At 73.7% G+C, this 25,448-nt stretch carries 22 protein-coding genes and 2 pseudogenes; 12 read left to right on the forward strand and 12 right to left on the reverse strand.

Features of this window, described 5'->3' with window-relative positions; translation table 11 throughout:
- Positions 1-42 precede the first annotated feature (42 nt).
- From IE329_RS02390 to IE329_RS02410, 5 genes are all read right to left on the reverse strand, one after another.
- On the reverse strand, positions 43-1,107 hold the full coding sequence (locus tag IE329_RS02390; RefSeq protein ID WP_190209081.1) for a hypothetical protein: 1,065 nt from the start codon (positions 1,105-1,107) through the stop codon (positions 43-45).
- Positions 1,104-2,138, reverse strand: a complete 1,035-nt coding sequence (locus tag IE329_RS02395) for a hypothetical protein (protein ID WP_190209082.1) — start codon at positions 2,136-2,138, stop codon at positions 1,104-1,106. The genes IE329_RS02390 and IE329_RS02395 overlap by 4 nt, the downstream gene beginning before the upstream one ends.
- Positions 2,135-3,235, reverse strand: coding sequence for a hypothetical protein (locus IE329_RS02400; RefSeq protein WP_190209083.1), 1,101 nt, complete (start codon positions 3,233-3,235; stop codon positions 2,135-2,137). Before IE329_RS02400 ends, IE329_RS02395 begins: the two co-directional genes overlap by 4 nt.
- 40 nt (positions 3,236-3,275) lie before the next feature.
- The gene (locus IE329_RS02405) at positions 3,276-4,073 is read right to left on the reverse strand and encodes a hypothetical protein (protein ID WP_190209084.1); all 798 of its coding nucleotides are present in this window, start codon (positions 4,071-4,073) and stop codon (positions 3,276-3,278) included.
- A 547-nt stretch (positions 4,074-4,620) separates the two neighbouring features.
- On the reverse strand, positions 4,621-5,508 hold the full coding sequence (locus IE329_RS02410) for an LLM class flavin-dependent oxidoreductase (protein ID WP_190209085.1): 888 nt from the start codon (positions 5,506-5,508) through the stop codon (positions 4,621-4,623).
- 62 nt (positions 5,509-5,570) lie between these two features.
- Here IE329_RS02410 and IE329_RS02415 point away from each other — a divergent pair, with 62 nt between their 5' ends.
- Together IE329_RS02415 and IE329_RS02420 are read left to right on the forward strand one after the other, a co-directional pair.
- Entirely contained in the window at positions 5,571-5,819 is a 249-nt protein-coding gene (locus IE329_RS02415) for a hypothetical protein (RefSeq protein ID WP_190209086.1), read from the forward strand.
- Entirely contained in the window at positions 5,816-6,217 is a 402-nt protein-coding gene (locus IE329_RS02420; RefSeq protein ID WP_190209087.1) for a DNA-binding protein, read from the forward strand. Before IE329_RS02415 ends, IE329_RS02420 begins: the two co-directional genes overlap by 4 nt.
- Positions 6,218-6,269: 52 nt before the next feature.
- Here IE329_RS02420 and IE329_RS40255 read toward each other — a convergent pair.
- The 3 genes and pseudogenes from IE329_RS40255 to IE329_RS40260 all read right to left on the reverse strand — a co-directional run.
- Positions 6,270-6,496, reverse strand: a pseudogene (locus tag IE329_RS40255) (LLM class flavin-dependent oxidoreductase); the annotation flags it as partial.
- Positions 6,497-6,547: 51 nt separating this feature from the next.
- Positions 6,548-7,501 carry an LPXTG cell wall anchor domain-containing protein gene (locus IE329_RS02425; RefSeq protein ID WP_190209088.1) on the reverse strand — a complete coding sequence of 318 codons (954 nt, stop codon included), beginning with the start codon at positions 7,499-7,501 and terminating at the stop codon, positions 6,548-6,550.
- A gap of 874 nt (positions 7,502-8,375) precedes the next feature.
- Positions 8,376-8,614: pseudogene (locus tag IE329_RS40260) on the reverse strand (LLM class flavin-dependent oxidoreductase); the annotation flags it as partial.
- A 195-nt stretch (positions 8,615-8,809) separates the two neighbouring features.
- Between IE329_RS40260 and IE329_RS41390 the strand changes: the two are divergent.
- From IE329_RS41390 to IE329_RS02465, 9 genes are all read left to right on the forward strand, one after another.
- Positions 8,810-8,935: a hypothetical protein gene (locus IE329_RS41390; RefSeq protein ID WP_268257245.1), complete on the forward strand. Its 126-nt coding sequence runs from the start codon at positions 8,810-8,812 to the stop codon at positions 8,933-8,935.
- 380 nt (positions 8,936-9,315) lie between these two features.
- Positions 9,316-10,524: a 5-aminolevulinate synthase gene (gene hemA / locus IE329_RS02430; protein WP_190209089.1), complete on the forward strand. Its 1,209-nt coding sequence runs from the start codon at positions 9,316-9,318 to the stop codon at positions 10,522-10,524.
- A 51-nt stretch (positions 10,525-10,575) separates the two neighbouring features.
- Entirely contained in the window at positions 10,576-11,451 is an 876-nt protein-coding gene (locus IE329_RS02435) for a TauD/TfdA dioxygenase family protein (RefSeq protein ID WP_190209090.1), read from the forward strand.
- Positions 11,448-12,407, forward strand: a complete 960-nt coding sequence (locus tag IE329_RS02440) for a 3-oxoacyl-ACP synthase III family protein (RefSeq protein WP_229927111.1) — start codon at positions 11,448-11,450, stop codon at positions 12,405-12,407. The genes IE329_RS02435 and IE329_RS02440 overlap by 4 nt, the downstream gene beginning before the upstream one ends.
- The gene (locus IE329_RS02445) at positions 12,404-13,663 is read left to right on the forward strand and encodes an ATP-grasp domain-containing protein (RefSeq protein WP_190209091.1); all 1,260 of its coding nucleotides are present in this window, start codon (positions 12,404-12,406) and stop codon (positions 13,661-13,663) included. The genes IE329_RS02440 and IE329_RS02445 overlap by 4 nt, the downstream gene beginning before the upstream one ends.
- On the forward strand, positions 13,660-15,600 hold the full coding sequence (locus IE329_RS02450) for a phenylacetate--CoA ligase family protein (protein WP_190209092.1): 1,941 nt from the start codon (positions 13,660-13,662) through the stop codon (positions 15,598-15,600). The genes IE329_RS02445 and IE329_RS02450 overlap by 4 nt, the downstream gene beginning before the upstream one ends.
- A gap of 72 nt (positions 15,601-15,672) precedes the next feature.
- A complete protein-coding gene (locus IE329_RS02455) occupies positions 15,673-17,046 on the forward strand; it encodes a hypothetical protein (RefSeq protein ID WP_190209093.1) in 1,374 nt (457 codons plus the stop codon).
- A gap of 2 nt (positions 17,047-17,048) precedes the next feature.
- The gene (locus IE329_RS02460; RefSeq protein WP_190209094.1) at positions 17,049-18,425 is read left to right on the forward strand and encodes an MFS transporter; all 1,377 of its coding nucleotides are present in this window, start codon (positions 17,049-17,051) and stop codon (positions 18,423-18,425) included.
- On the forward strand, positions 18,425-19,438 hold the full coding sequence (locus IE329_RS02465) for an NADP-dependent oxidoreductase (protein ID WP_190209095.1): 1,014 nt from the start codon (positions 18,425-18,427) through the stop codon (positions 19,436-19,438). Before IE329_RS02460 ends, IE329_RS02465 begins: the two co-directional genes overlap by 1 nt.
- Positions 19,439-19,496: 58 nt before the next feature.
- Here the strand turns inward: IE329_RS02465 and IE329_RS02470 are convergent, their stop codons facing one another.
- The gene (locus tag IE329_RS02470; protein ID WP_190209096.1) at positions 19,497-20,477 is read right to left on the reverse strand and encodes a helix-turn-helix transcriptional regulator; all 981 of its coding nucleotides are present in this window, start codon (positions 20,475-20,477) and stop codon (positions 19,497-19,499) included.
- Between the two features lie 249 nt (positions 20,478-20,726).
- Here IE329_RS02470 and IE329_RS02475 point away from each other — a divergent pair, with 249 nt between their 5' ends.
- On the forward strand, positions 20,727-23,753 hold the full coding sequence (locus IE329_RS02475; protein WP_190209097.1) for an AfsR/SARP family transcriptional regulator: 3,027 nt from the start codon (positions 20,727-20,729) through the stop codon (positions 23,751-23,753).
- 88 nt (positions 23,754-23,841) lie between these two features.
- Here IE329_RS02475 and IE329_RS02480 read toward each other — a convergent pair whose 3' ends face one another.
- The 3 genes from IE329_RS02480 to IE329_RS02490 form a co-directional block, all read right to left on the reverse strand.
- Positions 23,842-24,006, reverse strand: coding sequence for a hypothetical protein (locus IE329_RS02480; RefSeq protein WP_190209098.1), 165 nt, complete (start codon positions 24,004-24,006; stop codon positions 23,842-23,844).
- 139 nt (positions 24,007-24,145) lie between these two features.
- Positions 24,146-24,652: a luciferase domain-containing protein gene (locus IE329_RS02485; RefSeq protein ID WP_190209099.1), complete on the reverse strand. Its 507-nt coding sequence runs from the start codon at positions 24,650-24,652 to the stop codon at positions 24,146-24,148.
- Between the two features lie 224 nt (positions 24,653-24,876).
- Positions 24,877-25,407: a MarR family winged helix-turn-helix transcriptional regulator gene (locus IE329_RS02490; protein ID WP_190209100.1), complete on the reverse strand. Its 531-nt coding sequence runs from the start codon at positions 25,405-25,407 to the stop codon at positions 24,877-24,879.
- Positions 25,408-25,448: the final 41 nt, after the last annotated feature.

Consider the following 25,448-nt stretch of genomic DNA (forward strand, 5'->3'; position numbering starts at 1 on the left):
GGTACGGACCGGCCGGCGGGCGGCCCGTACCCCGTCCCGGCCTCAGGCCAGCAGGTCGGACTGCAGCAGGACGACCTGGTGGAAGGCCGGCAGCGGCACGCCCGCCGGGTTGGTCATCACGATCAGGCCCAGCACGTCGCCCGCGAGCAGGTAGCCGGCCCGGGTGGTGTCGGGCTTGCCGGCCTTCTCGTCACCGTTGTGCCGGAGCTGGGCTCCGACGCCGATCGTGGTGGGCAGGCCCTTGGCGTCCTTTTCGAGCTCCAGCTTGCCCGCGCCCTTGAGCTCGCTCGTCAGCCACAGCGAGTTGGAGACGTTGGAGGCCTCCTCGCGGGAGCCGAAGCGCAGCAGCCGGATCCGGGTCTTCGTCCCGTCGGTCGCCGTCCACTCCCGGACGACGCCGGCCCGGCAGGCGTTCGCCATCAGGTCCGACTTCAGCGTCTCCGCCTGGGCCAGTTCGGCTGCCAGGTCGTCGCAGGCCGCCCACTGGGCCGGGGCGGGCCCGGCCGGGACGGCCGCGGGCGAGGCGGTCGCCGGGCCCGAGGCGGTGGCGGTGGCGGTGGTCGACGGCGAGGCCGCCGGTGCGGCGCTGCCGGTGGCGGCGGCCGGTTCGGTCGCCTCCTTGGGCGCGGGGAGCACCAGGCGGCGCAGGTCCGCCTCGTGGCGCAGCTCGGCGCCCGGCGCGCCCGGCGCGGGCTTGCCGGAGGGCAGCGGCGGCAGCGCCAGCACCGGGAAGGTGTAGCGGCCGTCCTTGGGCGTGGCCAGGCCGGGGATGTCGGTGCGGTCCGGGAGGGTCACCGCGTAGGCGCCGGCCGAGCCCGCGACCACCAGGACGAGCGCGGCGGCGCCGCGGCGCAGCAGTGTGCGGCGCCGGCGCCGGATGCGCTGCAGGCGCTCCTCGTCGGTCTCGGCCGGTCCGAACGGGCCGTGGGCGAAGCCGGGGGAGGCCCAGAGGTCGGCCGGCCCGGCCGGCCCCGGGGCGTCCTCCAGGACGATGGCCGTCGCGGGGGCGGCGCTCCCCCAGCCCGGGGCGGCCGGGGCGGGGGCCTGAGCGGCGGGGTTCCCCGCCGGGGTGGGCGGGTTCCCCGCCGGGGCGATGCTGTCGGTCATGCTGACGCTCCAGGGCTGGCGAGCCGGTCGAGCTGCGCGGTGAAGAGGCTGACGATCTTGTCCTTGGGCAGCTGAGCCACGCCCTCGACGTCCATGACGACGAGCAGGTCGCCCTCGGCGGCGGAGCACTCCAGGTAGTCGATCTGGGCGCTGGGCGGGACGGGCATCAGGTAGCAGTGCGCCTCGGGGTGGCCCGGGATCTCCGGACCGGTCCGGAACAGGCCGGTGTCGCCGGTGAAGATGGCGGTGTACTCGTTCTCCTTCTGCACCTCCTGCTGGTTGAACTGACGGAGCTTGAGGCTGGCCACCAGATCACCCGCCGAGGACTTGAAGGTCCGGACCCCGGTGCCCTTGACGTGCAGTCCGTTCCAGTACTGCTTGACCCGCTCCCGCTTGTCGGCGGGCACGTCCTTGACGCCCTCGTCGACCTCGGCCGCCAGCTGTTCGGCGGTCAGTTCGGTGTCGTTGCCGTAGCTGCCGTAGTCGGGGCCGAGGGCGAACCCGGCCGGGACGGGCAGCAGCAGGTCGCGCAGCCCGCCGAAGTGGTTGCCGTTGGACTTGGCGCCGAAGGCGGTCGGGCTCGGCGACGGGGCCGGGGCCGGACCGACGGCCGGACCGGCGGCGGCCGGTGCGGGGTCGTCGTAGCGGACCTCGATGATGCCCACGCCGATCACCACGCCGACCAGCGCGGCGGCCACGGTCGCGGCGGCGCCGCGCAGGATCCGGCTGCCGGTGCCGCGCGGGGCGGCCGGCGGCGTCGTGCCGAGGGGCAGCAGGCCCGGGCCGGGGTACGGCGCCTGGCCGGGGGCGGGGTGGGGACCGGCGTCCGGGAGCGCCGGGGCCCCACCGGGGTCCGGGTGCCCGGTGGCGGCCGGGGCCGGGGCCGGGGCGGCGTCCGGGCCGGGCGGGGTCGCCGGGGTGCCGGCCGGTGCTGGGTCCTGCTCGGCCAGCAGGCCGGGCGTCGGGGCCGCGTCGTTCGGCGGCGTGTCGGCCGCGTCGGACGGGACCGGGCCCACGGTGGTGTCGCTCATGCCAGCCGCTCCCACTGCTTCTTGGCGAGATCCTTGAGTGCGGCGGCGTCCACCGGCTGCGGTGCGAAGACCTCGATCTCCATCACCACGGTGCCGCGCCGCGCGACGGCAGAGCCGTAGTAGTACTTCTCGGTGCTCTCGGCCCAGTTCTCGGGCTCGGACTCGACCTGGTAGCCGCCGTTGACCCCGTCGGCGAACTTGGTGGCGGCGGCGCCGTGCATGCCCCGCGCCTCGGCGAGGGCCCGGTCGGCGTCGTCCGGGCCGTACTGCAGCAGCGTCACCCGGTACCTGGTCCCGCCCTGCTTCCAGTCGACGCCCGCCGCGCGGCGGAAGCCGTCCCGGTTGAAGTCGGCGAACGTCCGCTTGGCCTCCCCGGTGCGCTCGGCCAGCTCACCGACGGTGATCCAGCTGGGGACGTCCGGGTTGTCCCCCCAGGCCTCGGTGCCGCCCGGACGCTCCAGCACCAGCTTGCGCAGGTCGCCGTCGATCGCCAGCGGCTTCGGTGCGGCCTCGGCGGCGGCCGCCGCGTCGAGCACGGCCGCCGGGTAGCTGGGCAGCGCCACCTGGAGGGGCGGCAGCGGCGTCGGCGGGCGACCCGCCTGGATCACGTACCCGGCGCCACCGCCCAGCAGCAGGCCGAGCACCAGCGCGGAGGTCAGCAGCAGGACGGGACGCGGCCGGCGCACCCGGGCCGGCGGCGCGGTCACGTCACCGCCCGCCACCAGGACGTCCACGGCGGGCGGGCCCGCGACGGGGGCCCCGTCAGGGGCGGTGGCCGGCTCCTCGTCGGGGAGGGCGTACGCGGCGGCGGCCGTTCCCGGCGCGGCCCAGGGACTGACCGCGACCGGCGGCGCGGGCGCAGCCACGGGTTCGGCGGGTGCCACGGGCTCAGCGGGTGCCACGGGCTCGGCGGGTTCGACAGGTTCGGTGGACTCGGTGGACTCGGTGGACTCGGTGGCGTCAGGCGCGACAGCGTCCGTCGCGACGGGAGTCGCTGAGGCGGTGGCGGACGCGGTGATGTCCGGCCGGTCGGCCGGCGGTACGGCGGCGGGGGGAGGCGCGTCGGCCGGCGACGGCTCCACGGGCTCGTTGCTCACGAGGTGGCTCCAGGAAGTGGGAGGAGAGGGAAGCGGAGGCTCAGCCGCCGGAGGACAGACGGTCGAGTTGACGCTTCATCACGTCACCGAGCACGGCCTTGTCGGGGTCGCCCTTCACCTCGACGGTGATCTCGAACTCCACATCGCCCTTGCTGGCGATGCCGACCATCGCGCCGGTGTAGGCCTTCTGCTCGGGCTTGAACAGGAAGCCACGAGCCCCCGGGACGCCGCTGACGTCGATGCTCTCGCTCTCCGAGAAGGTGGCGCCCTTGGCGAACTCCGCGGCGTTGCCCGCGTTCGAGAAGCGCATCAGCCGGATCCGGACATTGGCCTTTCCGTCGGCCGTCCGGTACGAGCGTTCCGCGGATTCCTTGTACCCGTACGACCCGAGGATGGACATGATGTTCTTCTGGCCCTCGTACTCCGCGGCGATGTCCTCGTCGGTCATCTTGAAGCCGTCGGCCGGGCCGAAGGATTCGGCGCCGTCGGGAATGGGCGCGAAGAAGTAGCGGAGGTCGCCGCCGTGGGTGCTGCCGTTGACCGTGCCGTGCAGGGTGCTGCTCGGCTTGGGCGCGGGTGCGGGCGGCGTGGTGAGCGTCACCACGGGGGACGGGGACGGGGACGCCGAGGGCGACGGCGCGGCGGACGGGGTGGCGGAGGCCGCGGCCGGGGACGGGGCCCCCTGCGCGACCGCCGTCCGGGCGTCCGGCCGGCCGACCGCCACCGTGACGGCGGCGCTGGTCGCGGTCACCGCGAGCAGCGCGAACGCGGCCAGGGCGACACCGGCCGCACGCGGCAGCCGGCGGGCGCCGGCGGACGCCTCGGGCCCCTGCGGCACCTCGGCCGGTACAGCGGCGGAGGCATCGGCGAGCGCATCGGCAGGCGCACCGGCCGGCGCACCGGGCGAGGCGGCGGGCCCGGGCCGCGGGCCGGATTCGGGCTCCGGCCGGGATGCGGCCACGGCGCCGGCCGCCGTGGACGGCGCGTCGGGCACGGGTGTCCCCTCGGGCGCGGAAGCCCCCTCGGGAACGGACGGCGGGTCGGCCGGAGCGGCCGACGGCGCGTTTTCGGGCGCGGACAAAGGGGTTCCCCCAGAACATGTGGAAATGGGCCGCGTGCGGGCCCACCACAGGCCACCCCCGAGGCCCCTCCAGACCGACCGCCACGCGTGTCAGCTGGAATTATGAGAGCCGCCGCTCCCCCCGCCAACAGAGTTAACCCAGACACTCCACACAATGATCAATCAATCGGACACGCCGTGATCGAACCGCAACGAGAGATCACCGCCGTTCGTCCCGGGAGCACCCGCCGCTCCGCCGACGACGCCCGTCCGTCCCGCCGCGCGGCGGGGCGGGGCGGGGCGGACGGGCGTTCCGGTGCGGCCGTCAGCCCAGCTGCGCGAGACCCTCGGTGGCGATCCGTTCGAAGACCGCGGGGTCGACCGCGAAGATCGAGTCCGGGACGGGCCAGTGGACGACCAGCTCCGTGATGCCCAGCTCCCGGTACCGGCCGGCCCAGTCGACGAAGGCGTCCAGCGAGGCGAGCGGCTGCTCCGCCGTCGAGCCCTGCAGCAGCACCTTCTCCAGCGTCGCCACGTCCCGGCCCCGCGCCTCGCAGGCGGCCGCCAGCTTGGCCAGCTGCGCCTCGATCACGGCCGGCGCCTGCTCGACCGGCACGTCCGCCGGACCGCGCGGATCGCCGTACGTCACCCAGCCCTGCCCGTGCTCGGCGGCCAGCCGCAGCCCGCGCGGGCCGGTGGCGGCCACGTAGAACGGCACCCGGGGCCGCTGCACGCACCCCGGGATGTTCCGGGCCTCGACGGCCGAGTAGTACTGGCCCTGCTCGGTGGTGGCGTCCTGGGTCAGCAGCTTGTCCAGCAGCGGCAGGAACTCGTCGAAGCGGTCCGCCCGCTCCTTGGGCGTCCAGGCCTCCTGTCCCATCACCGTCGCGTCGAAGCCCGCCCCGCCGACCCCGATGCCGACCGTCATCCGGCCGCCCGAGACGTCGTCGAGCGAGATCAGCTCCTTGGCCAGGGTCACCGGGTGCCGGAAGTTCGGCGAGGTGACGAGGGTCCCCAGGCGGATCCGCTCGGTGGCGGTCGCGGCGGCCGTCAGGGTCGGGACGGCCCCGAACCAGGGCTCGTCCCGGAACGACCGCCAGGACAGGTGGTCGTAGGTGTAGGCGGCGTGGAAGCCGAGGTCCTCGGCCCGCCGCCAGATCTTCTGCCCCTCGCTCCACCGGTGGATGGGGAGGATCACCGTGCTCAGTCGCATACCGCCGACCTTATGTGCCGAACAGCCCGCCACCCAGGTGCATACCGGAGTATGCTCCATTCATGGCAGCGACCACGCGCATCACCGTCACCCTTCCGACGGAACAGGTGGACGAACTCAGAAAGCTCACCGACAACGTCTCCGGATACGTCGCGGAGGCAGTAGCCCGCCAGATCCGGCACCAGCTGCTCGCGGACGATCTTCGCCGCTACCAGGACGAGCAGGGTGCGTTCACCGATGAGGAACTGCTTGAGGCGCACGCCAGGATCTTCGGCTCCGCCGGGTCGGCGGGTTCGGCGAGCGCCGCGTGACCGAACGCTTCGAGACGGTCGTGTTGGACTCCGAGGGATTGTCCTCGTGGATCACACAGGACCGCGGCGTGCTGGCGATGCTTCAGGTCTTCCACGCCATGGGAGCCGACTTCGTCGTCGGCGCGAACACCATCGTGGAGGTCACGCACGCGCGCGTGAACGAGGCCCGGCTGAACCGGACGCTCTCCCGGGTCAAGGTGGAGCCGGTCACCGATCAGGCCGCCAGAGCCTCGGCCAAGCTGCTGAAGCAGGTCGGACTGCATGGCCACAAGTACGCGATTGACGCGACCGTGGCAGAGATGGCGCTGCGGCAGCCGGGGCCGGTGGCCGTGCTCACCTCGGACATCGACGACATGGCCAAGCTCTGCGGCACCCGCGTCCGGCTCATCGCCATCTGAGCCCGAGCGGGACTCGAACCCTCCCGATTGGCGTTCCCGCAGGTCAGCATGCGATGGGCGAACGAGGCTTGACCGAGGTGACGAGGCGGATCCGCTCGGTCGCCGTGGCGGCGGCCGTCAGCGTGGGGACGGCCCCGAACCAGGGTTCGTCGCGGAAGGACCGCCAGGACAGGTGGTCGTAGGTGTAGCGGCGTGGAAGCCCAGTTCCTCGGCCCGCCGCCAGATCTTCTGCCCCTCGCTCCACCGGTGGATGGGGAGGATCACCGTGCTCAGACGCATGGCAGCGACCCTGGCCAGGTGCGCCCGGTCGGGCGCACAGCGCGGCTGGCGTCAGTCCTGGGCCCGGGTGCGTCGGCGGTTCGCGTAGAGGACCGCGCCGGTGCCGAGCAGCATCAAGGCTCCGCCGGCACCGACGAGTGCACCGGAGTTGCTGCCGCCGCCGGTACTGGCCAGGGAGACGCCGGTCGGGGTGGTGCCGGTGGCGGCCGCAGAGGAGGAGGTGTGCGCCGCCGGGACGACCTGGGTGCCGGGCGTTCCGGACGGGGCAGTGCTCGGAGACCCGCTCGGAGACGCGCTCGGAGACCCGCTCGGAGACGCGCTCGGAGACGCACTCGGAGACGCACTCGGGGTGGCCGACGGCGTGTCGGTCGGGGTGCCGGTCGGGGTGCCGGTGGGGGTGCCTGTGAGGGCGGCGACCTGGAGGGTGAACGGGGCGCTCTGGGTACTGGTGTTCAGGTCGTTGTGGAGTGCGATGTTCAGGGCGGTGTTGTCGGCGGGGAGGGCGGAGCTGACCTTGACGGTGACGGTCCAGGTGTAGGTGGTGTGGGCCGGCACGTGGAAGGGGACGTAGGTCATGCTGCTGCTGGGGAGGACGTAGCCGGTGAAGGCGTTGTCGCTGCCGAAGCTCCTGGTGCCCATGCTGGCCGGCGCCGAGATCGCGGTGGCGGTGAAGTCGATCCACTCCCAGCGGTTCGGGATGGCGGCGTTCGGGGTGACGGTGACCGTGGGGTGGAAGTCCTGCTCCTGGTCGGAGTTGTTGGTGACGGTCAGCTTCAGGTCGGCACCGGCGCCGTCGCGGACCAGCGGAGCCTGTCCTGCGGCCTGCTCCAGGCCGGCGGTCAGCGGCTTCGTGTCGCTCACCACGGGGGCGGCGACCGCGACGGTGCCGCTGGGCTGGGCATCGGCGAGGGCGGTCGCCGGAACCAGGGCCGCAGTGCCGGCGACGACCACCAGGGTGGCGGCGGCGAGCAGGCGGGCACGGCGGACGGACAGGCGCGCGGACATGGTTGGGATCCCCCCGAGGAAATACCTGGCGTGAACTGGAAGGTGGTGGTCGCTCGGCCACCTCCAGTAGGTCCGGTGGCTGCGATGTGAAAATCTTGTCAGGTATATGGTTTACACATCACGATGAAACTATCACCGGTGTGCAACTACCTACCAGGCCTGTTGGGGATCCCCGGAAATCGGCCTTGGTTCACAGGCGCTCGTTCACCCGGTCCTCCAGCGCCCTGACGATCCGGTGCTCGTTCGAAGCCCGCCCCCGCGCTCTTCGACCGAGTGGTGCCGACGCTCCGAACCCGTGACCGTTGAGCACAGGCGCCACTTCCACGCCGACTCCACCTGTCGGCGATTTGGCTGCTCTCCCTTTGAAGTTGCAGGTCGGCCGGTGACGGGTGACGAGGATCGAGTGAGGGGGCCGCGCAGCTGACGGTGTTGTGCCGTGAACTCCACTGCTGAGCAAGTGAATTCACGACCGGTGTACTGGTGGATCCCGGTGGAAGATCGCCGGACCGCCGGGGCGACGGGTTGGGTTCCACAGGCGGCCCGGCGGTAGCTGTCCGGTCGCCGCCCTACCGGAGGACCGCGTGGGCCTGTGGGCTCTGGAGCTTTTCCCGGAGCCCGTACAGGGCGGCTCGATCCACCCAGCGGCAGCGTTCTACGGGGCGTTGGACGGACGGGATCGTCGTGGCTGGCTCGCTGCGCGTGCCGATTGCCGCTTCAAGGGAGGGCGACATCGTTGGTGCCGAGCATCCTCGGGCGCTCGCAGCGAGAGCCCGAATCGGCTACGCGGTACAACGGCTGTCCGAGATCGAACGCCGGATCCGGTGGTGACAGGGCGGCAACTGGCCAGCGGTGATCGCGTTTCCGCAGGTCAGCACGTGATGGGTGAAAAAGGATGGACCGAGGTCACCAGGGTGCCGAGGCAGATCCGCCCGGTGGCGGTCGCGGCGGCCGTCAGGGTCGGGACGGCCCCGAACCACGGCTCGTCCCGGAACGACCGCCAGGACAGGTGGTCGTAGGTGTAGCGGCGTGGAAGCCCAGTTCCTCGGCCCGCCGCCGGATCTTCTGCCCCTCGCTCCACCGGTGGACGGGGAGGACCGCCGTGCTCAGTCGCATGCCCCTCGACCTCATGTCCCGAGCAGCCTGCCGCTGAGGTGCGTACCGGAGCATGCTCTGCTCAGGGCAGCGACCACGCGCATCACCGCCACCCTTCCGCGGAGAGCACCTTCGGCGTCCTGGCCGCCGCAGTCGGCCGCCGGCGCGGCGGCCGCCGGCCGGAACGCGTACCTGCTCCGGGCGCCCGTGCACGGCATGGCCGGTATCGAACTCACCCACCGGGACCGCACCGAGCTGCCCGGCCGGGCCGTCGCCCCCGACCGGGAGGGCGTCCACCTGGACGGTGTCCGGGCCCTGTGGAGCGGGCTCGGCCTGCACTGACGGCCCGGCGGCCCTGACCGGCCGGCGCCCTGCCCGCCCACCTCCGGCCGTACGCCCCCGTACGCCCGCACACCCGCACCCGCACCCCCGCACCCGCACCCCCGCTCCGGCCCGCTCCAGCCCGCTCCGGCCCCCGCCCACGCGCCCGCTGGCGTGCTGACGCCAGGCGAGCTCGCGCCAGCCGGATCCCTTGGCCCGGGACCTGGCGCCGGGTCAGGATGTCTGCAGAGAAAGCACCGCGGAAACGGAGCGGCGATTCACCGCCGCTCACCGCGCACCGGAATTCACGATCGCCTCCGCCGGCACAGCCATGCGTCCGGCCGGTCCGGCGGCACCACCGTCCCCGGGCGCCGATTGCAGATCATCCTGGAAAGGCCGACATGTCCGTCTCCATTCTCGAAAACCAGCGGAACGCCGTACTCGACACCTTCGGGCAGAAGATCGACGAGCTGAAGGCCGGCGAGCTCTACCGGGAATTCCTCCCGGTCGGGCACCTGGCCGCCGACCGCGGCCACACCGGGTACCGCGGCCGGAAGGTCCAGGTCTGGTGCAGCAACGACTACCTGGGCATGAGCCAGCACCCCGAGGTCATCCAGGCCCAGATCGACTCCACGGGCAGGCACGGCACCGGCACCGGCGGGTCGCGGAACATCGCCGGCACCAGCACCGCGCACGTCGAGCTGGAGGACCGGCTGGCGGCCTGGCACGGCAAGGAGCGGGCGCTGGTCTTCTCCAGCGGATATGTCGCGAATTTCGAGACGCTGAGCACCCTGATCTCCGCGATCGACGGACTGGTGGTCTTCTCGGATTCGCTGAACCACCGTTCGCTGATCGAGGGAATCGTCCGGTCCGGTGCGAAGAAGCACGTGTTCGCGCACAACGACATGGCGGATCTCGAATCGAAGCTCGCCCTCTACGAGGCCGACCGCCCGAAGCTGATCGTCTTCGAGTCGGTGTACTCGATGGACGGTGACACCTCCCCGGTGTCCGCCGTCTTCGACCTGGCGGAGAAGTACAACGCGCTGACCTTCCTCGACGAGACCCACTCGATCGGGGTCCGCGGGCCGCTGGGCGCCGGGCTGAGCGCGGAGATCGACGACCACCGCGCGACCTTCGTCCAGGGGGTGTTCGGCAAGGCCATCGGCACGGTCGGCGGCTACGTGGCCGGCCCGGACACGGCGCTGGACTACGTCCGCTCGTTCGCGCCGGGCTTCATCTTCACCACCGCGCTGCCGCAGGCCGCCATGGACGCCACCCTGCGGAGCCTGCGGCTCGTCCAGGAGGGCGACGCCCTGCGCGCCGAGCTGGCCGCCAAGACCGAGCTGATGAAGGCCGAACTGCGCTCCAGGGGAATCGACTTCATCGACGCGGACAGCCACCTGGTGCCGGTGATGGTGCCCGGCGGCGAGCGGGTGCGGCGGGTGTCGCGCCAGCTGCTGGAGGAGCACGACATCTACGTCCAGCCGATCAACTTCCCGTCGGTGGCGCGCGGCGGAGAGCGGTTCCGGGTCACCGTCGCACCGTTCCGGACCCCCGAGCAGATCGCGAACTTCGCCGACGCCATGCAGAAGTGCCTTCAGGAGAACTGAAACCGAGCGCCGGGGCCGACGAGGGCCCCGGGGCACCCAACCGGAGGAACCATGAACATCACCGAGATCACCCCCTTCATCGGCCTGGAGCTGACCGGCGTCGGCTACGACGACCTGGTGCGGCCGGAGGTCTGGGAGCAGCTGGTCGAGGGCGTCCGCGAGCGTGAGCTGGTGGTCGTGCGCGGCATCGAGCTGACCCCGCTGCAGCAGATCGACCTGGCCTCCCGGCTGGGCCGGCCGGTGCCCTTCGTGATCAGCAAGTACCGCCACCCGGAGTTCGAGGAGATCATGATCTCCTCGAACGAGAAGAAGGGCGACAAGCCGATCGGCGTCGCCCGGGTCGGCAACTTCTGGCACCAGGACTCGTCCTTCGTGGCCGAGCCGGCGCCGTTCACCATGCTGCACGGCGTCAACGTGCCGTCCACCAGCGGCCACACCAAGTTCGCCAGCGCCGTCGACGTGTACGACCGCCTGCCGGAGGAGTGGAAGGCCCGGCTCGCCGACCGGATCGGCGTGCACACCGTCGGCAAGCGGCTGCGCATCCGCCCGGAGCACGTCGGCCTGTCGGTCGCGGAGTTCAAGGCGCTGATCGACGTCGAGCACCCGAAGGTCGAGCACCCGCTGGTCTGCAAGGACGAGTACACCGGCCGGGAGTACGTCTACGGCTCCCGCGAGTACATGGACTCGGTGGCGGGCTTCGACCCCAACGAGAACGAGGCCTTCTTCACCCTGCTGGACGGGCTGATCCAGGACGAGGAGCGGGTCTACACCCACCGCTGGACCCAGAACGACCTGGTGATCTGGAAGACCCGGACCACCTACCACATCGCCACCGAGGTGGAGCCGGGCGTCGGCCGCACCGTGCACCGGGTCAGCATCGAGGCCGTCGACGCCGAGGTGCAGCTGGTCGAAGAAGAGGTTCAGTGAGCGGCATCGCCGACCTCGCCGTGAGCTTCCCCCGGGGGCGGGCCGACGTGCGGGAGATGCACGCCGCCTCCGGGGTCCCGGTGGCCGACATCCTGGCGATCACCCACACCGAGGGCTTCCCGGCGCTGGCCGACGGGGAGCAGGCCTGGGAGCTGGCGCTGACCGCGGCCCGGGAGCTGCTGGGCCGCCACCCGGTGGACGTGGACGAGATCCGGTACGTCGTCGTGGCCGGCTCCGGCCAGTGGGACCGCCCGTTCTGGTCGCCCGCCGCCAAGGTGGCGCACGAGCTGGGGATCCGGCGGGCGCACTGCTTCGAGGTGACGAACTTCTGCAACGCCGGGATGGCCGCGCTGAAGATCGTCGCCGACCGGGTCGAGCTGGACGGCGGCGGCTACGGGCTGGTGCTGGTCGGCGACCGGCTCAGCCGGATGGTCGACTACACCGACCCGGCGTCCAAGGCGCTGTTCAACTTCGGCGACGCGGCGGGCGCGATGCTGGTCGGGCCGGGGCGCGGCGCCTTCACGGTGCTGCACAGCGAGATGCGCACCGATCCCAGCTGGTCCGACTACTACGCGGGCGAGCACCGGGGCGACCGGGTGGCGATCCGCCGCGCGGCGCACCGCAGCGGCCTGGCCGCCGCGTACGTGCAGAACTTCACCACGCTGATCGGGCGGACGCTGGACGCGGTGGGGGCGAAACTCCCGGACGTCGCACACCTGTTGATCAACCAGGGCGACCGGGACATGCACGAGCGGCTGCTGCGCGAGCTGGACCTCCCGGCGGAGAAGAGCGTCTTCAACTACCACCGGTTCGGGCACATGGGCGGGACGGACACCCTGATCGCCCTCCAGGACCTGCGGGAGCAGCGGAAGCTGCGGCCCGGCGACCTGATCATTCTGGCCACCAGCGCGATGGGCTTCAGCTGGGGCATCACGGCTTTGGAGTATCACGAATGAAGATCCTGGTGATGAATCAGGTCCCCTACCGCAAGATCCAGTACCACCTGGGGATCGACCACGAGCAGCACGACGTGACGTACGTCTGCGGCCCGGTCGGCGACGCGCAGCTGCCCGCCGGCCTGCGCTGCGAGCGGCTGCTGATCGACCCGGCGCTGGACCTCACCGAGCAGGTGATCGCCCGGACCTCGCGGGCGGACGGGTTCGAGCAGGTGCTGGCCCTGTCGGAGTCCGGGATCCTCGGCGCCCACCGGATCCGCGAGCACCTGGGCGTTCCCGGGCCCTCGCTGGCGCAGTTGGAGAAGGTCCGCGACAAGGTCGCGATGAAGCAGGCCCTGGTGGAGGCCGGCGTGCGCCACCCGCGCTTCGTCGCCGCGCCCCCGGCCTGCGGCCCGCTGCCCTGGACCGGCCGGACGGTGGTCAAGCCCCGCCAGGGGGCCTCCAGCGAGGGGGTCAGCATCCACCCGACCGCGCGGGAGGCGCTCGCCTTCTACCGCGCGCTGCCCGACCCGGGCGAGTACCAGCTGGAGGAGTACGTCGAGGGCGAGCTGTTCCACGCCGACGGGCTGGTGAGCGACGGGACGGTGCTGGAGCTGGTGGTCAGCCGGTACATCGGCAAGCCGGTCGACTTCGCGCACGGCGCGCCGGTCGGCTCCAGCCAGCTGCCGTTCGAGGAGAGGTACCACGCCTTCGTGGCCCGGGCGGTGGCGGCGCTCGGGATCGAGCAGGGCTGCCTGCACCTGGAGTTCTTCGAGACCGCCGAGGGTGAACTGGTCTTCCTGGAGGTGGCCAACCGGCTCGGCGGCGGCGGCATCGTCGACTCGCACCTGCGGCACACCGGCGTCCACCTGCCCTCGCACGAGATCGCCGTCCGGCTGGGCTTCGAGCGGCCGGAGCCGGCCGCGCCCAGCGGGCGCCACCACGGGTTCCTGATCTTTCCCGGTCACCAGCTGGCGCCGGGCGCCCGCACGGTGGTGTCGATCCCGGAGCACCTGCGCGAGCACCCGTGCGTGGACCGGCTGCACCTGCTGGAGCAGTCCGAGGGGGCGGCGCCGGTGCCGGGCGCCATCTCGTACCAGGAGTGGGAGGTCCCGGTGTTCATCGAGGCCTCGCACCCGGACCCGGCCGTGGTGGCCGGCTTCCTGACCGAGTGCGCCCGGGCCGTCACGGTCACCGAACTGCCCGCCCACGAACTGCCCGCCGACGAACCGGCCGGAGCCGGCGAGCCGCGCGTGCTCGAAGGGGCCGCGGCATGAGCGCCACCCGCTGGTACCCGACCGACCTGCTGCTCGCGGTCGAGCACGCCGAACGGCTGCTCGCCGGGGGCCCGGACTCGGAGCTCGCCCGGCTGCTGGCCGGCGCCGGCCTGTCCGGCCTGGGCGGCCTGTTCGCCTCGGCCGGGTTCGCCGAGGGCCTCGACGAGCTGTTCGACGGCCTCAGCCAGTACCCGTGGCAGCCCCTCGTCGACACCGACGACGTGGTGGAGTTCTCGCCGCTCGGCACGGTGGTGCTGGACGACCGCCGCCCGGGCAACACCCTGCGCGGCCTGCTGCTCGGCTGGGCGACCGGCAACGAGGTGGTGATCCGCGGTGACCGGCAGGAGTTCTGGGCCGCGCTGACCGCCCTGCTGCGGGAGCCGGGGTTCCCGCTGCCGCCGAGCCGGACGGTCCCGCCGGGCACCGACGTCCCCGGCGGGCACCCGGTGCTGGTGCCCGACCTGCTGCCCAGCGAGGACTGGGCGGACGAGGCGCTGTACGCCGCCGCCGGGACGGCGGGCGTGCCGGTGCTGCGGATCCGGGTGGACGCCGGCGGGCGCGCCGGCACCGGCGGCCCGTTCGCCGGGGACGTGCTGCGGCTGGACTGCCGCTCCGGCTGGGCCGGCGCCCTCCAGCACCGCACCTACCTCCGGGGCACCCGGCTCTCCGACGCCCGCGGCGCGGACACCGCCCAGGAGGACGGCCGGATCGCCGCCCGCCTGCGCTACCTGGTCGAGCGGGCCCGCCGTACCCCGTACTACCGTGACCTGCCCCGGATCGACGAGCGGTCCGACCTGCGACGGCTGCCGGTGCTGGAGAAGTCCGCCCTGGAGCAGCACTCGCTGCCGGCCGCCCGCGGCCTGTGCAGCGGCGACCGCCCGAGCGGCGAGGTGCTGCGCAGCGGGGCGACCACCGGCCCGCCGCGCTACATCGTGTACTCGCGCACGGACTGGGACAACATGGTGCGCGAGGCCGTCCCGCTGTTCTACGCGCTGGGGGTGCGGCCGGGCGACCGGGTGATCAACTCGCTGTTCGGCGGCGGCCTGTACGGCGGTCTGATCACCAGCAGCAGCGAGCTGTCCCGGATGCCGGTGGAGGCGTACAGCACCGCGCAGATGATCACCGCGGACGATGTGCTGATGCTGACCCGCAGCTTCTCGGCGAACGTCGTCCTGGGCCAGCCGGCGCTGCTGCTGCCGGTGCTGCGCGACGCCAAGGCGCGCGAGCCCGGGCTGCGGATCGAGAAGGTGCTGTACGGCGGCACCCCGATGACGGAGTCCGACAAGCGGTGGCTGCGCGAGGAGCTGGGCACCACGGTCGTCTCCAGCATCCTGGCAGCCAACGACGGCGCACAGCTGGGCTACCAGTGCGGCGACCTGGCGGGCACCCTGCACCACCTGTGCGACGACTACAACCTGATCGAGGTGGTGGACGGGCAGGGCCGCCCGGTGCCCGACGGCGAGCCGGGCGAGCTTCTGGTCACCAGCATGCAGAAGTTCGAGGGCCCGCTGATCCGCTACCGGATCGGCGACCTGGGCCGGATCTTCCCGCACGAGTGCGGCTGCGGGGTGAGCGGCCGGGTGCTGGAGTACCTCGGGCGCTCGGACGGCCAGATCAAGGTGAAGGGCCGGACCGTCCTCTACGGCGAGATCATGGCCGAGCTGGCCCGGTTCGAGGTGTCGCAGCTCCAGGTGGAGATCGACTCGCGGGGCGGCCGGGAGCGGGTGACCGTCCGTACCGAGTCGCCCGGGAAGCTGGACCCGGACGAGCTGCGCGACCACCTGAAGGACCGCTTCGAGGTGCTCAGCGACCACCACTCCTTCGACGAGTCGCTCGACGTCTTCGAGTTCACCGTGGAGTGCCACCCCGAGGGCGGCCTGCCCCGGAACGCCGTCAGCGGCAAGATCAAGACCGTGATCGACCTCCGGCTGCGGTAGCCCACCGCCCCCTCGCCGTACGCTCCCCGCCCGCGGGCCGGACGCAGAAATGGAAAACCCGTGACTGACCGCATGACTCGCTTGTTCAACCAGGAACTGGCCCGGCCGGGGAGCCCGCTGCGCGGCATCGACCTCGGCTCCGGCCGGTTCCCCGAACTGACCGGCCTCGGCTACCGGTACCTCTCGCGGCCGATGTTCTTCGGCGAGGGGGAGATGCGCCGCTTCGAGGCCGACCTGCTCGGCGTGGTGGACCTGCTGACCTCGCTGCCCGGGCGGTTCTTCGACGGCGACGCCGGGCGGGTCTGCCGGGCGCTCGGCGTCGACCCGGCCAAGGCCGAACTGGTCGGCGGCTTCGGCAAGGAGCGGCCGGCCCGGTTCGGGCGGGTCGACGCCTACCACGACGGCGAGTCGCTGAAGATCCTGGAGTTCAACGCCTCCAGCCAGACCGGCGGTCAGGAGTGGGTCGGCCCGGCGGCGGCCGCGCTGCTGGAGTTCGAGGGCTTCCGCTCGTTCGCGGGGCGGCACGGGCTGCACCACCTGGACACCACCGCGCTGCTCGCCGGGGCGCTGCGCGCGGCCGGCGCCGCCGTCTCCGCGCCCGAACCGGTGGTGGCGCTGATCGAGGGCCCCGGCGGGATGGCCGCCTACGGGCACGCCTGGCGTCCGCTGCAACGGCTGCTGCGCGCCGAGGGCCTGGACTGCCACCTCGGGGAGATCGGCGACCTGCGGGTGCGCGGCGGCAAGGTCCTGCTCGGCGAGGTGACGGTCGACGTGGTCTACCGCCTCTTCGACCTCGACCAGGTGGTCGGCCATCCGCAGGGCCGGGAGCTGGCCGGGCAGTTGCGCGACGCCCACCAGGACGGCCGGGTGGCGCTCTGGAGCCCGCTGGAGACCGACCTGAACGCCAACAAGCGCTGGATGGCCTACCTCTCCGACCCCCGGCTGCGCTCCCACCTCTCCACCGAGGAGCGGCGGTTGGTCGACCGGGTGCTGCCCTGGACCAGGGCACTGACCCCCGGGGACACGGCCCACGGCCGCGAGCTGCTGGAGCTGTGCCGCGAGCGCCGCGAGCACCTGATCCTGAAGCTGGACGAGAGCTTCGCCAGCCAGGGCATCACCTGCGGCTGGCTGGTGGACGACCGGCGGTGGGAGCAGGCACTGCGTCGGGCCGCCTCGGTGGGGGCGGTCGTGCAGGAGCGGGTGGTGCCCCGGCAGGAGCCGGTGTTCGACCCGGCCACCGGCCGGACCGAACCGTGGGACTCCTGCCTCGGCCTGTACTGGATGCCCAGCGGCTTCGCCGGCGGCGGCGCCCGGCTGGTGCCCTCGGGCCGGCCGTTCACGCTGGAGGCCGAGCACAAGCGGCTGGCCGGGATCTACCTGTACCCCGACGCCGTGACCCCGGGCACCGTGACCCCCGGCACCGACGACCGGACCGGGGGGAGCTGACCGTGGCACCGACCGTGGACCTCGCGGCGCCCCCGGACCGGAAGCCGGGCCTGGGGCGGGAGTACCAGTACCTGCTGTCCGCCTACTCGATCCAGACCCTCGGCGAGGGGATGCTGCTCGCCACCCTGCCGCTGCTGGCGGGCGCGATCACCAGCGACCCGAAGCTGATCTCCGGCGTGGCGCTGGCCGAGGGCCTGCCCTGGCTGCTGCTGGCGCTGCCCGGCGGCATGATCGTCGACCGGTACGACCGGCGGCGGCTGATGATCGTCACCCAGGCCGCACAGGCCGTCCTGCTGGTCGCGGTCGCCCTGCTGGCGACCTTCGGCCTGACCCGGATCTGGATGCTCTACCTGCTCGCCTTCGGGCTGGGCGCCGGCGACGTGCTGTTCACCGGCGCCAACCGGGCGGTGATCCCCAACGTCGTCCCGAGTGCCGCGCTGGAGACCGCCAACGGGCGCAACGTGACGGCCGAGACGCTGGGCCGGCAGTTCGTCGGCCCCCCGCTGGGCGCCGCACTGTTCGCGTTCCTGCTGCCGCTGCCGTTCTGGGCGAACGCCCTGACGTACCTCGGTTCGCTGCTGCTGATCTCGCGGATCCGCGGCGGCGGGGGCCGGTTCCGGGCCGACCGGGGGGACGCCGGCCCGGCGGCCGGGCAGGGGCTGCGCGGCATGCTCGCGGAGGCCACCGGCGGGCTGCGGCTGCTGGCCCGGCACCCCGTCCTGCGGGCCATCGTGGTGCTGGCCGCCGCCAGCAACTTCTGCGTCACGATGGCGCAGTCGGTGCTGGTGCTGTTCGCGACGGACGTCCTGCACGTCGGCCGGAGCGGCTACGGGGTGCTGGTGGCGACGATGGCGATCGGCGGTGTGGTCGGGGCGCTGGCCAGCCGGCGGATCGTCGAACGCTGCGGCGCCCGGGCGGTGGCGATCACCGTGTCGACCGCCAGTGCGGTGAGCCTGCTGGCGATCGGCCTGTTCGGGCGGCAGACCGTCGTCGTGGTGGCCCTGTTCTGCGTCTGGTCGGCCGGCCTGTCGCTGTGGAACGTGATGGCGCAGTCGGTGAGCCAGCGGCTGGTGCCCGACGAGTTGCGGGGGCGGGTGAGCACCGGCACCCGGATGGTCTGCTTCGGCGCGATCCCGCTCGGCGCGCTGGCCGGCGGCTTCGTGGCGGCGGAGCACGGCCTGCGGGCGCCGTGGGTGGTGGGCGGGCTGCTCAACCTGGTGGTGGCGCTGCTGTTCGTCCCCACCATGCTGCGGTGGCCGTCCGCGGGCGGCGACGGTCCCGCCGACCGTGCCGTCCCCGTCGACCGTGCCGCCCCCGCGGGCGGTCCCGTCCCCGCGGGCGCTGCCGCGTCCGTTCCGAGTACCCGGGAGAGTGTGTGATGACGAGGACCATGACGAGGTCGGTCCGGCTGGCGGCCCGGCCGGAGGGGTTCCCGACGGCGGAGCACTTCCGCTTCGTCGAGGAGGAGCTGCCCGCTCTCGCGCCCGGCACCGCACTGGTGGAGAACCTCCTCCTGTCGGTGGACCCGTACATGCGGGAGCTGATGGACGCGGGGTGGGAGATCGGTGAGCCGCTCCGGTACGGCCGGGCCGTCGGCCGGGTGCTGGAGTCCCGCAGCCCGGAGTTCGCCCCGGGCGACCTGGTCGCGCACAGCGAGGGGTGGAGCACCCACGCCGTGGTCGCCCCCGGGCGGGCGGGGGTGCGGACCGTCCGTCCGCCGGCGGGCATCCCGCTCTCGGCGTACCTCTCGGTGCTCGGCGGCACCGGGCTGACCGCCTACGTGGGCATCCGGGAGATCCTGAGGCTCCAGGCCGGCGAGTCGGTCTACATCTCGGCGGCGGCCGGCGCGGTGGGCAGCGTGGCCGGGCAGATCGCCAAGGTGCTGGGCGCCGGCCGGGTGATCGGCAGCGCGGGCTCGGCGGCCAAGGTCGCGTACCTGACCGGGGAGCTGGGCTTCGACGCCGCCTTCGACCACCATGACGGCCCGGTGCCGGAGCTGCTCGCGGCCGCCGCGCCGGACGGGATCGACGCGGCCCTGGAGGGGGTCGGCGGCGACCACCTCGAAGCGGCCATCGGGGTGACCCGGGAGTTCGGGCGGATCGCCTGGGTCGGCGCGATCTCGCAGTACAACAACCCGGCCGCGCCGCCGGCCGCGCCCCGCAACCTGTACGCCGTCTCGGACCGCAGCATCCACCTGCGCGGCTACCAGGTCCGCCACCACCTGCACCTGCGGCCGGAGGCGGAGGAGTGGCTGGTCCCGCATCTGCTGGCCGGGCGGATCACCAGCCGCGAGACCGTGGTGGACGGCTTCGACCGGGTGGTGGACGCCTTCCTCGGCGTCCTGCGGGGGGAGAACACCGGCAAGATGCTCGTCCGGGTCGCCGGGGAGTGAGCGGGCCCGGCCGGGCGGGCAGCCGGGCGGGGCCGGGCGGGCCCGGCGGGCCGGCCGTTCAGGCCAGCCACCCGTTGGCGGCCGCCCGCACCCCCGCCTGGAAACGGCTGGCCGCCTGCAGACGCTCCATCAGGGCGGCGACGATCCGGCTGATCGACCGGGGCGACACCCCGATCTGCCGGGCTATCACCTCGTCCTTCTTGCCCGCGGCCATCAGCCGCAGGACGGCCCGCTCCAGGTCGGACGGGCCCTCCCCGCCGTGCTGCTCGACCGCCCCGAAGTCGCTCGCGCGCTCCCAGTGCTGGTCGAAGAGCTGCATCAGGACCTGGAGCACCGCCGGGTCGCGGACCACCACCGCGTCCGCCCCGGACGGCCCCGGCCCGAGCGGCAGGACGGCCACCGTGCCGTCGTACACCAGCATGTGGGCCGGGAGCAGGGTCACGCTCTTCACCAGCGCGCCGGCGGTGGAGATCGCCCGGGCGTAGCTGGCGGTGGCCCGGTGGCCCTGCCCGGCCTGCTGGAAGAGCGTGCGGACGGTCACCCCGCGGGCCAGCACCGCGAGGTCCAGCGGCATCTCCGGCAGCGGCGCCCGGTCGCCAGCGCCGACCGGCACCATCGCGTCCACCGTCGCGCGGCAGGACTGGCTGAGCTCGTGGACGACGGCCCGCAGCGCCTCCTCCCCGGTGACGGTCTCCACCCCGCCCGGACCGGAGCGCCGGCTGCGGGCGTCCAGGTACTCGCCGGTGAGCGCGCTCAGCCCGGCCCGGGCGGCGGCCACCGCGGTGCGCTGTTCGAGCAGGGCCCGCTCCGCCTCGGCGAGCAGCAGGTCGGAGGCGGTCTCGGGGCTGACCGCGGCCCAGCCGTCGGCGGGCGCCGGGCGCAGCAGTCTGAGTTCGGCCAGCCGGCCGTCCGCCAGGTGCACCTGCGGCAGCGGGAGGTCCAGCTCGGCGGACACCTGCTCGGCGGTGGCGGCGGGGTGGGCGACGCGAGTCCGGTACACGGCGATGGACGTCGCATCCAGGTTCGTGAGGTTCAGCACTGCTCGTCTCCGGAGGCCGGGGTGGCGGGCGGGTCTCGCCCGGCCGGCTTGCTTGCGGTCGCCCTGGATCACCGGGGACCTGCCGACCCTCGCAGCATCGGCCGGGGCGTTCCCCGTCCGGTCCCGATCCGGTCCCGGACGTCGGAGCGGCCTGGTCCGGACCTGTTCTGTATGATCGCGCGCTGTGGCCCGGACCTGGGCCGATGGGCCCGGACCAGGGCCGACGCAGACGCGCGAGGTGAACCACGCATGCGGGTCGACGCCCCACCGGGCCGGGTCGGCTTCAAGATCCTCGGCTCGCTCGAATGCTGGGCGGGGGACGAGCGGCTGAGGCTCGGCGGGCTCCTCCAGGAGCGGGTCCTGGTCACCCTGCTGCTGGAGCACGGCCGGGTCGTCCCGGTCGCCAGGCTGGTGGAGGCCGCCTGGGACCACCTGCCCCCGGCCACCGCCTCGCACCAGGTCCGCAAGATCGTCGCCGACCTGCGGCGCCGCATCCCCGGCGGTGCCGGACTGATCCTCACCGACGGCCCCGGCTACCGGATCGCGGTCGAGGAGGACCAGCTCGACCTGGTCCTGTTCGGCATCCGGCTGCAGCGCGCCCGCGAGGCCGCCGCCGCCGGCCTGCGCGAGAACGCCGTCGGCCAGCTCCGCGCGGCGCTCGAACTCTGGCGGGGCGCGGTGCTGGCCGGCGACGGCAGCCCGGTGATCCAGGCCGCCGCGACCGCCCTGGAGGAGCGCCGGCTGACCGCCACCGAGCAGCTCTTCGAGCTGCGGCTCGGGCTCGGCGAGGCCGCCGAGCTGGTGGTGGACCTCACCCAGGTCGCGCAGGCCCACCCGCTGCGCGAGACCCTGCGCGGGCAGCTGATGCTGGCGCTGTACCGGGCCGGCCGGCAGGCCGAGGCGCTGGAGGAGTACGGCCGGGTCCGCGACCTGCTGGCGGAGGAGCTGGGGATCGACCCGGGGGACGGCCTGACCGCCCTGCACCAGGCCATCCTGCGCAGCAGCCCCGAGCTGGCGGCCCCGCAGCGGCCGGCCGCCGAGGCCCCGGGGCCGCCGGAGGTCCGCCGGCTGGGCCCGGCCCCCAACTCGGTGCCCTACGACCTGCCGGACTTCACCGGCCGGGCCGCCGAGCTGGGCCGGCTCGTCGGCGCGGCCGCCGCCCCGGCGGGCCGGGGCACCCGGATCATCGCCGTCGACGGGATGGGCGGCAGCGGGAAGACCGCGCTGGCCGTGCACGCCGCGCACCGGCTGGCCGAGGACTATCCGGACGGCCGGCTCTACATCGACCTGCACGGGTTCACCCCGCAGCAGCGCCCGCTGGACCCGGCCGAGGTGCTGGACATCCTGCTGCGCACGCTGGGGCTGGCCGGCGACCAGATCCCGGACGACCTGCTCAGCCGGATCGCGCTCTGGCGGGTCGTCACGGCCGGGCGCCGGCTGCTGATCCTGCTGGACAACGCCGTCGGCGCGGACCAGGTGCGCCCGCTGCTGCCGGCCTCCCCCGGCTGCCTGGTGCTGATCACCAGCCGGGCCAGACTGGTGAACCTGGACGGCGCGCAGGCGGTGTCGGTCGGGCTGCTGCCGATGGCCGACGCCGTGGAGCTGGTGGAGCGCACCCTCGGCGGCGGCCGGGCGGCGGCCGAGCCCGCCGCCACCGAGGAGCTGGTCCGGCTCTGCGGGCGGCTGCCGCTGGCCCTGCGGATCTCCACGGCGCGGCTGCGCAACCGCCCGCGCTGGACGGTGCAGTACCTGGTCGACCGGCTGCTCGACGAGAGCCGCACGCTGGCCGAACTGAGCTCCGGGGACCGGAGCGTGGCGGCGAGCCTGCGGCTGTCGTACCTGGTGATGGAGCCCGAGCTGCAGGTGGCCTTCCGGCTGCTGGGCCTGCACCCGGCGGGGGACCTGGACCTGCACTCGGCGGCCGCCCTGCTGGGCCTGCCGGTGGTCGAGGCCGAGGACCTGCTGGAGCAGCTGCTCGACGCCCACCTGCTCGAACAGTACGAGCTGGGGCGGTACGCCTTCCACGACCTGGTCCGCAGCTTCGCGCAGAGCCTGCGCGGGCCGGACTCGGCCGACGAGGACGCGGCGGCCGTCGAGCGGCTGATGGACTACTACGTGCTGGCCGTGGAGGCCGCCTGCGACCTGCTCTTCCCGGGCCGGGTGGACCTCGGCGTCGACCTGCCGGCGCCGGGCGTGGCGCTGCCGCCGATGGCGGACACCGCCGCCGCGATGGCCTGGTTCGAGCGCGAGCACCGCAGCCTGCTGGCGGCCGTCCGCCGGGCGGCCGCCGACGGGCTGCACCGGCAGGCCGCGTACCTGCCGCGCGGCTTCGGCATGTACCTCAACATGTGGGGCTTCTCCGCCGAGTTGTACGAGACCGGGCGGATCGCGGTGGAGGCGGCCCGCAGGTCGGCCGACCGGCTGCTGCTGCGGGTGAGCCTGACCAACCTGGCGGTCGCGCTCTGGCCGCTCGGACGGTTCCAGGAGGGCATCGACTGCCTGAACCAGGCGCTCGGCATCGCGGTGGAGATCGGCGACCGGCAGGGCGAGGCCGCCTGCCTCAGCCGGCTCGGTGCGTTCCACAACGGTCTCGGCCACTACGGGGAGGGCCTGGCCAGGCTGGAGCAGGCGCTGCCGCTGCACCGGGAGCTGGCCAGTCCGCGCGAGGAGGCCGTGACGCTGATCAGCATCAGCTCGGTCAGCGCCCTGCTCGGCCGCCACCGCGAGGCCGCCGAGGCCGCGCTGGCCGCCGACGAGCTGAGCCGCCGGCTCGGCGAACTGGACAACGGGGTACTGGCGTTGGTCAACCTGGCCAACGCGTACCTGGGTCTCGGCGAGCACGAGGCCGCGCTGACCTCCGCCCAGGAGCGGCACCAGCGGCTCAACCGCCCCGCCACCGCCGGCCTGGTGCTGGCCCGCTTCGCGGACGCCTACCACCGGGCCGGGCGCCTCACCGAGGCGTACGACTTCGGGCTGCGCGCGCTGGATCTCGTCTGGACCAGCGGGTCGGCGGGCTGGAAGGCCACCGTCGAGAACATCCTGGGCCGGATCCACCGCGGCCGCTCCGAGTACCAGCAGGCCCAGGAGCGGCACGCGCACGCACTGCGGCTGGCGGAGGAGATCGGCTCCGGGATCGAGGCGGCCCACGCGCTGGAGGGGCTGGCGGCGACCGCCGCCTCGCTCGGCGAGACGGCGCAGGCCCGGGCCTACCGGGCCCGGGCCGACCGGCTCTTCGACGGGATGGGCATCCCCGAGCACGTCCGCCGGCCGGGCTGACCGTCAGAAGGCCGGGCGGACCGGGCCGGGCGTTGCCCGGAGGGGCCGCGCCCGGGAGCGCCGCCCGGGCGGTCCGTCCCCCGGCCGGTCAGAACGGGCCGATGGTGTTGGAGACCGGGCGGTCGTCCGCCACGACCACGACAGGGCCGCCGGGACGGTCGGTGGCCCGGCCGTCCTCGTGCACCAGTGCCCCCAGGCCGGCCACCAGTGCCGCCGCGATGATTCCGACCAGACCGACGAGCTTGCCGCGCATGTTCCCACCCCGTTGTTTGTGGTGTCTTGTTCCGACACCGCAGATACTCGCCACGTCCGTTACCGGACCGTTCCCCTGGCGATACCGCTCGGCCGAGTATCCAGGGAACCGGCCGCAGGCGTGGCGGGTCCGGGAGAGTTCACATGGCTGAAACGATCCGGGCCGCGTCGCCGCCGTCCGGGGCGGCGGCGCCCTCCGGGGCGGGGACGTCGTCACCGCAGGCGAAGCGGTAGGAGGCGAGCACCAGCTCCCGGACGGTCTCGGCCTCCTCGTCGTCGCGCGGTCCGTAGACGAGCACCGAACCGGGCGGCTGCGCGGGCTCGCCCCAGCCGTCGGCGACCACCCGGCCGGCCACCGGGCCGGGCAGCATCAGGTGGACGCTGCCGTCGTAGGGCGGGTGCAGGTGGCCGAACTCGGTGCCCGCCAGGAAGGCCTCCAGCGGGCCGTGCGCCACGGTGGGGGCCAGGTGCCCGGCCCGGGTGCCCGGTACGCAGACGAAGGAGGGCCCGAGCTGCACCCCGGGCAGCCCGGCGAACGCCAGCCGGAGCCGCTCCTGGAGCGGGACGGGCGCGGACTGGGTGAGCTGCTCGACGGGGAGGTCCGTCGACACCAGCGGAGGATGGCCGGAACGCTTGGGCGAGGTCATGGGACCCTCCTGTTCAGTCGGCGCGGCGCAGGGGCCCGCCAAGTACCGGCTGCCCACACTGGTGTCGGCCGTTCCCGTGCCGATCCCGCCCCGATACTCGTCCTGATGGACCGTCATGCTACAGATCCGGCGGCCCCGGCGCGGGCGCTCCCCCCGGCCGGCCGGGCCGCCGCCGGCGCCGCGTCGCGCGGGCGGCAGCCGGCGCAGGACGACCCGGCGGGCGCCTAACTCCTTCTGCCGTCGGGCAGGTTGCGGTACCCCGGGTGCACTCCCGGGGTGAGCCCCTGCTGGGCGGCGACCAGCCCGAGCAGTTCGGTGAGACGGTCCCGCTGGCCGTCGTCGAGCGCGCTCAGGATGTCGTCCTCGTGGGCGGCGGCGATCCCCCACACCTCGCCGAGCAGGCGCCCGCCCTCCTCGGACAGGTACAGCTCGTGGTTGCGGCGGTCCTCGGTGCTGCGCCGGCGCTCCACCAGACCCTTGCCGTCGAGGTGGTCGATCAGGGCGACCACCCGGCTGGGCACCACCCCGAGCTCGGCGGCGAGGGCGCGCTGACTGCGCCCGGGGCGGGTGGCGATGGTGCGCAGCAGTCCGATGTCGGGCGGGGTCAGGCCGAGTTCGGCGACCCGCACGGCGAAGCGCTCGGCGGCGTGGGTGCCGAGCTGGGTGAGCAGGAAGGCCGCGCCCCGCGGTGGCCGGGCCGGGGGTGCCGGTTCGGGCTCGCCGGGTTCGTCGGCTGCTTGCCGCTCGCTGCTCACCCGGCTATCGTACGCGACGAGGAATGATTCTCCATGGTGAA

Source organism: Kitasatospora indigofera (genome assembly GCF_014655955.1).
Classification (GTDB): Bacteria; Actinomycetota; Actinomycetes; order Streptomycetales; family Streptomycetaceae; genus Kitasatospora; species Kitasatospora indigofera.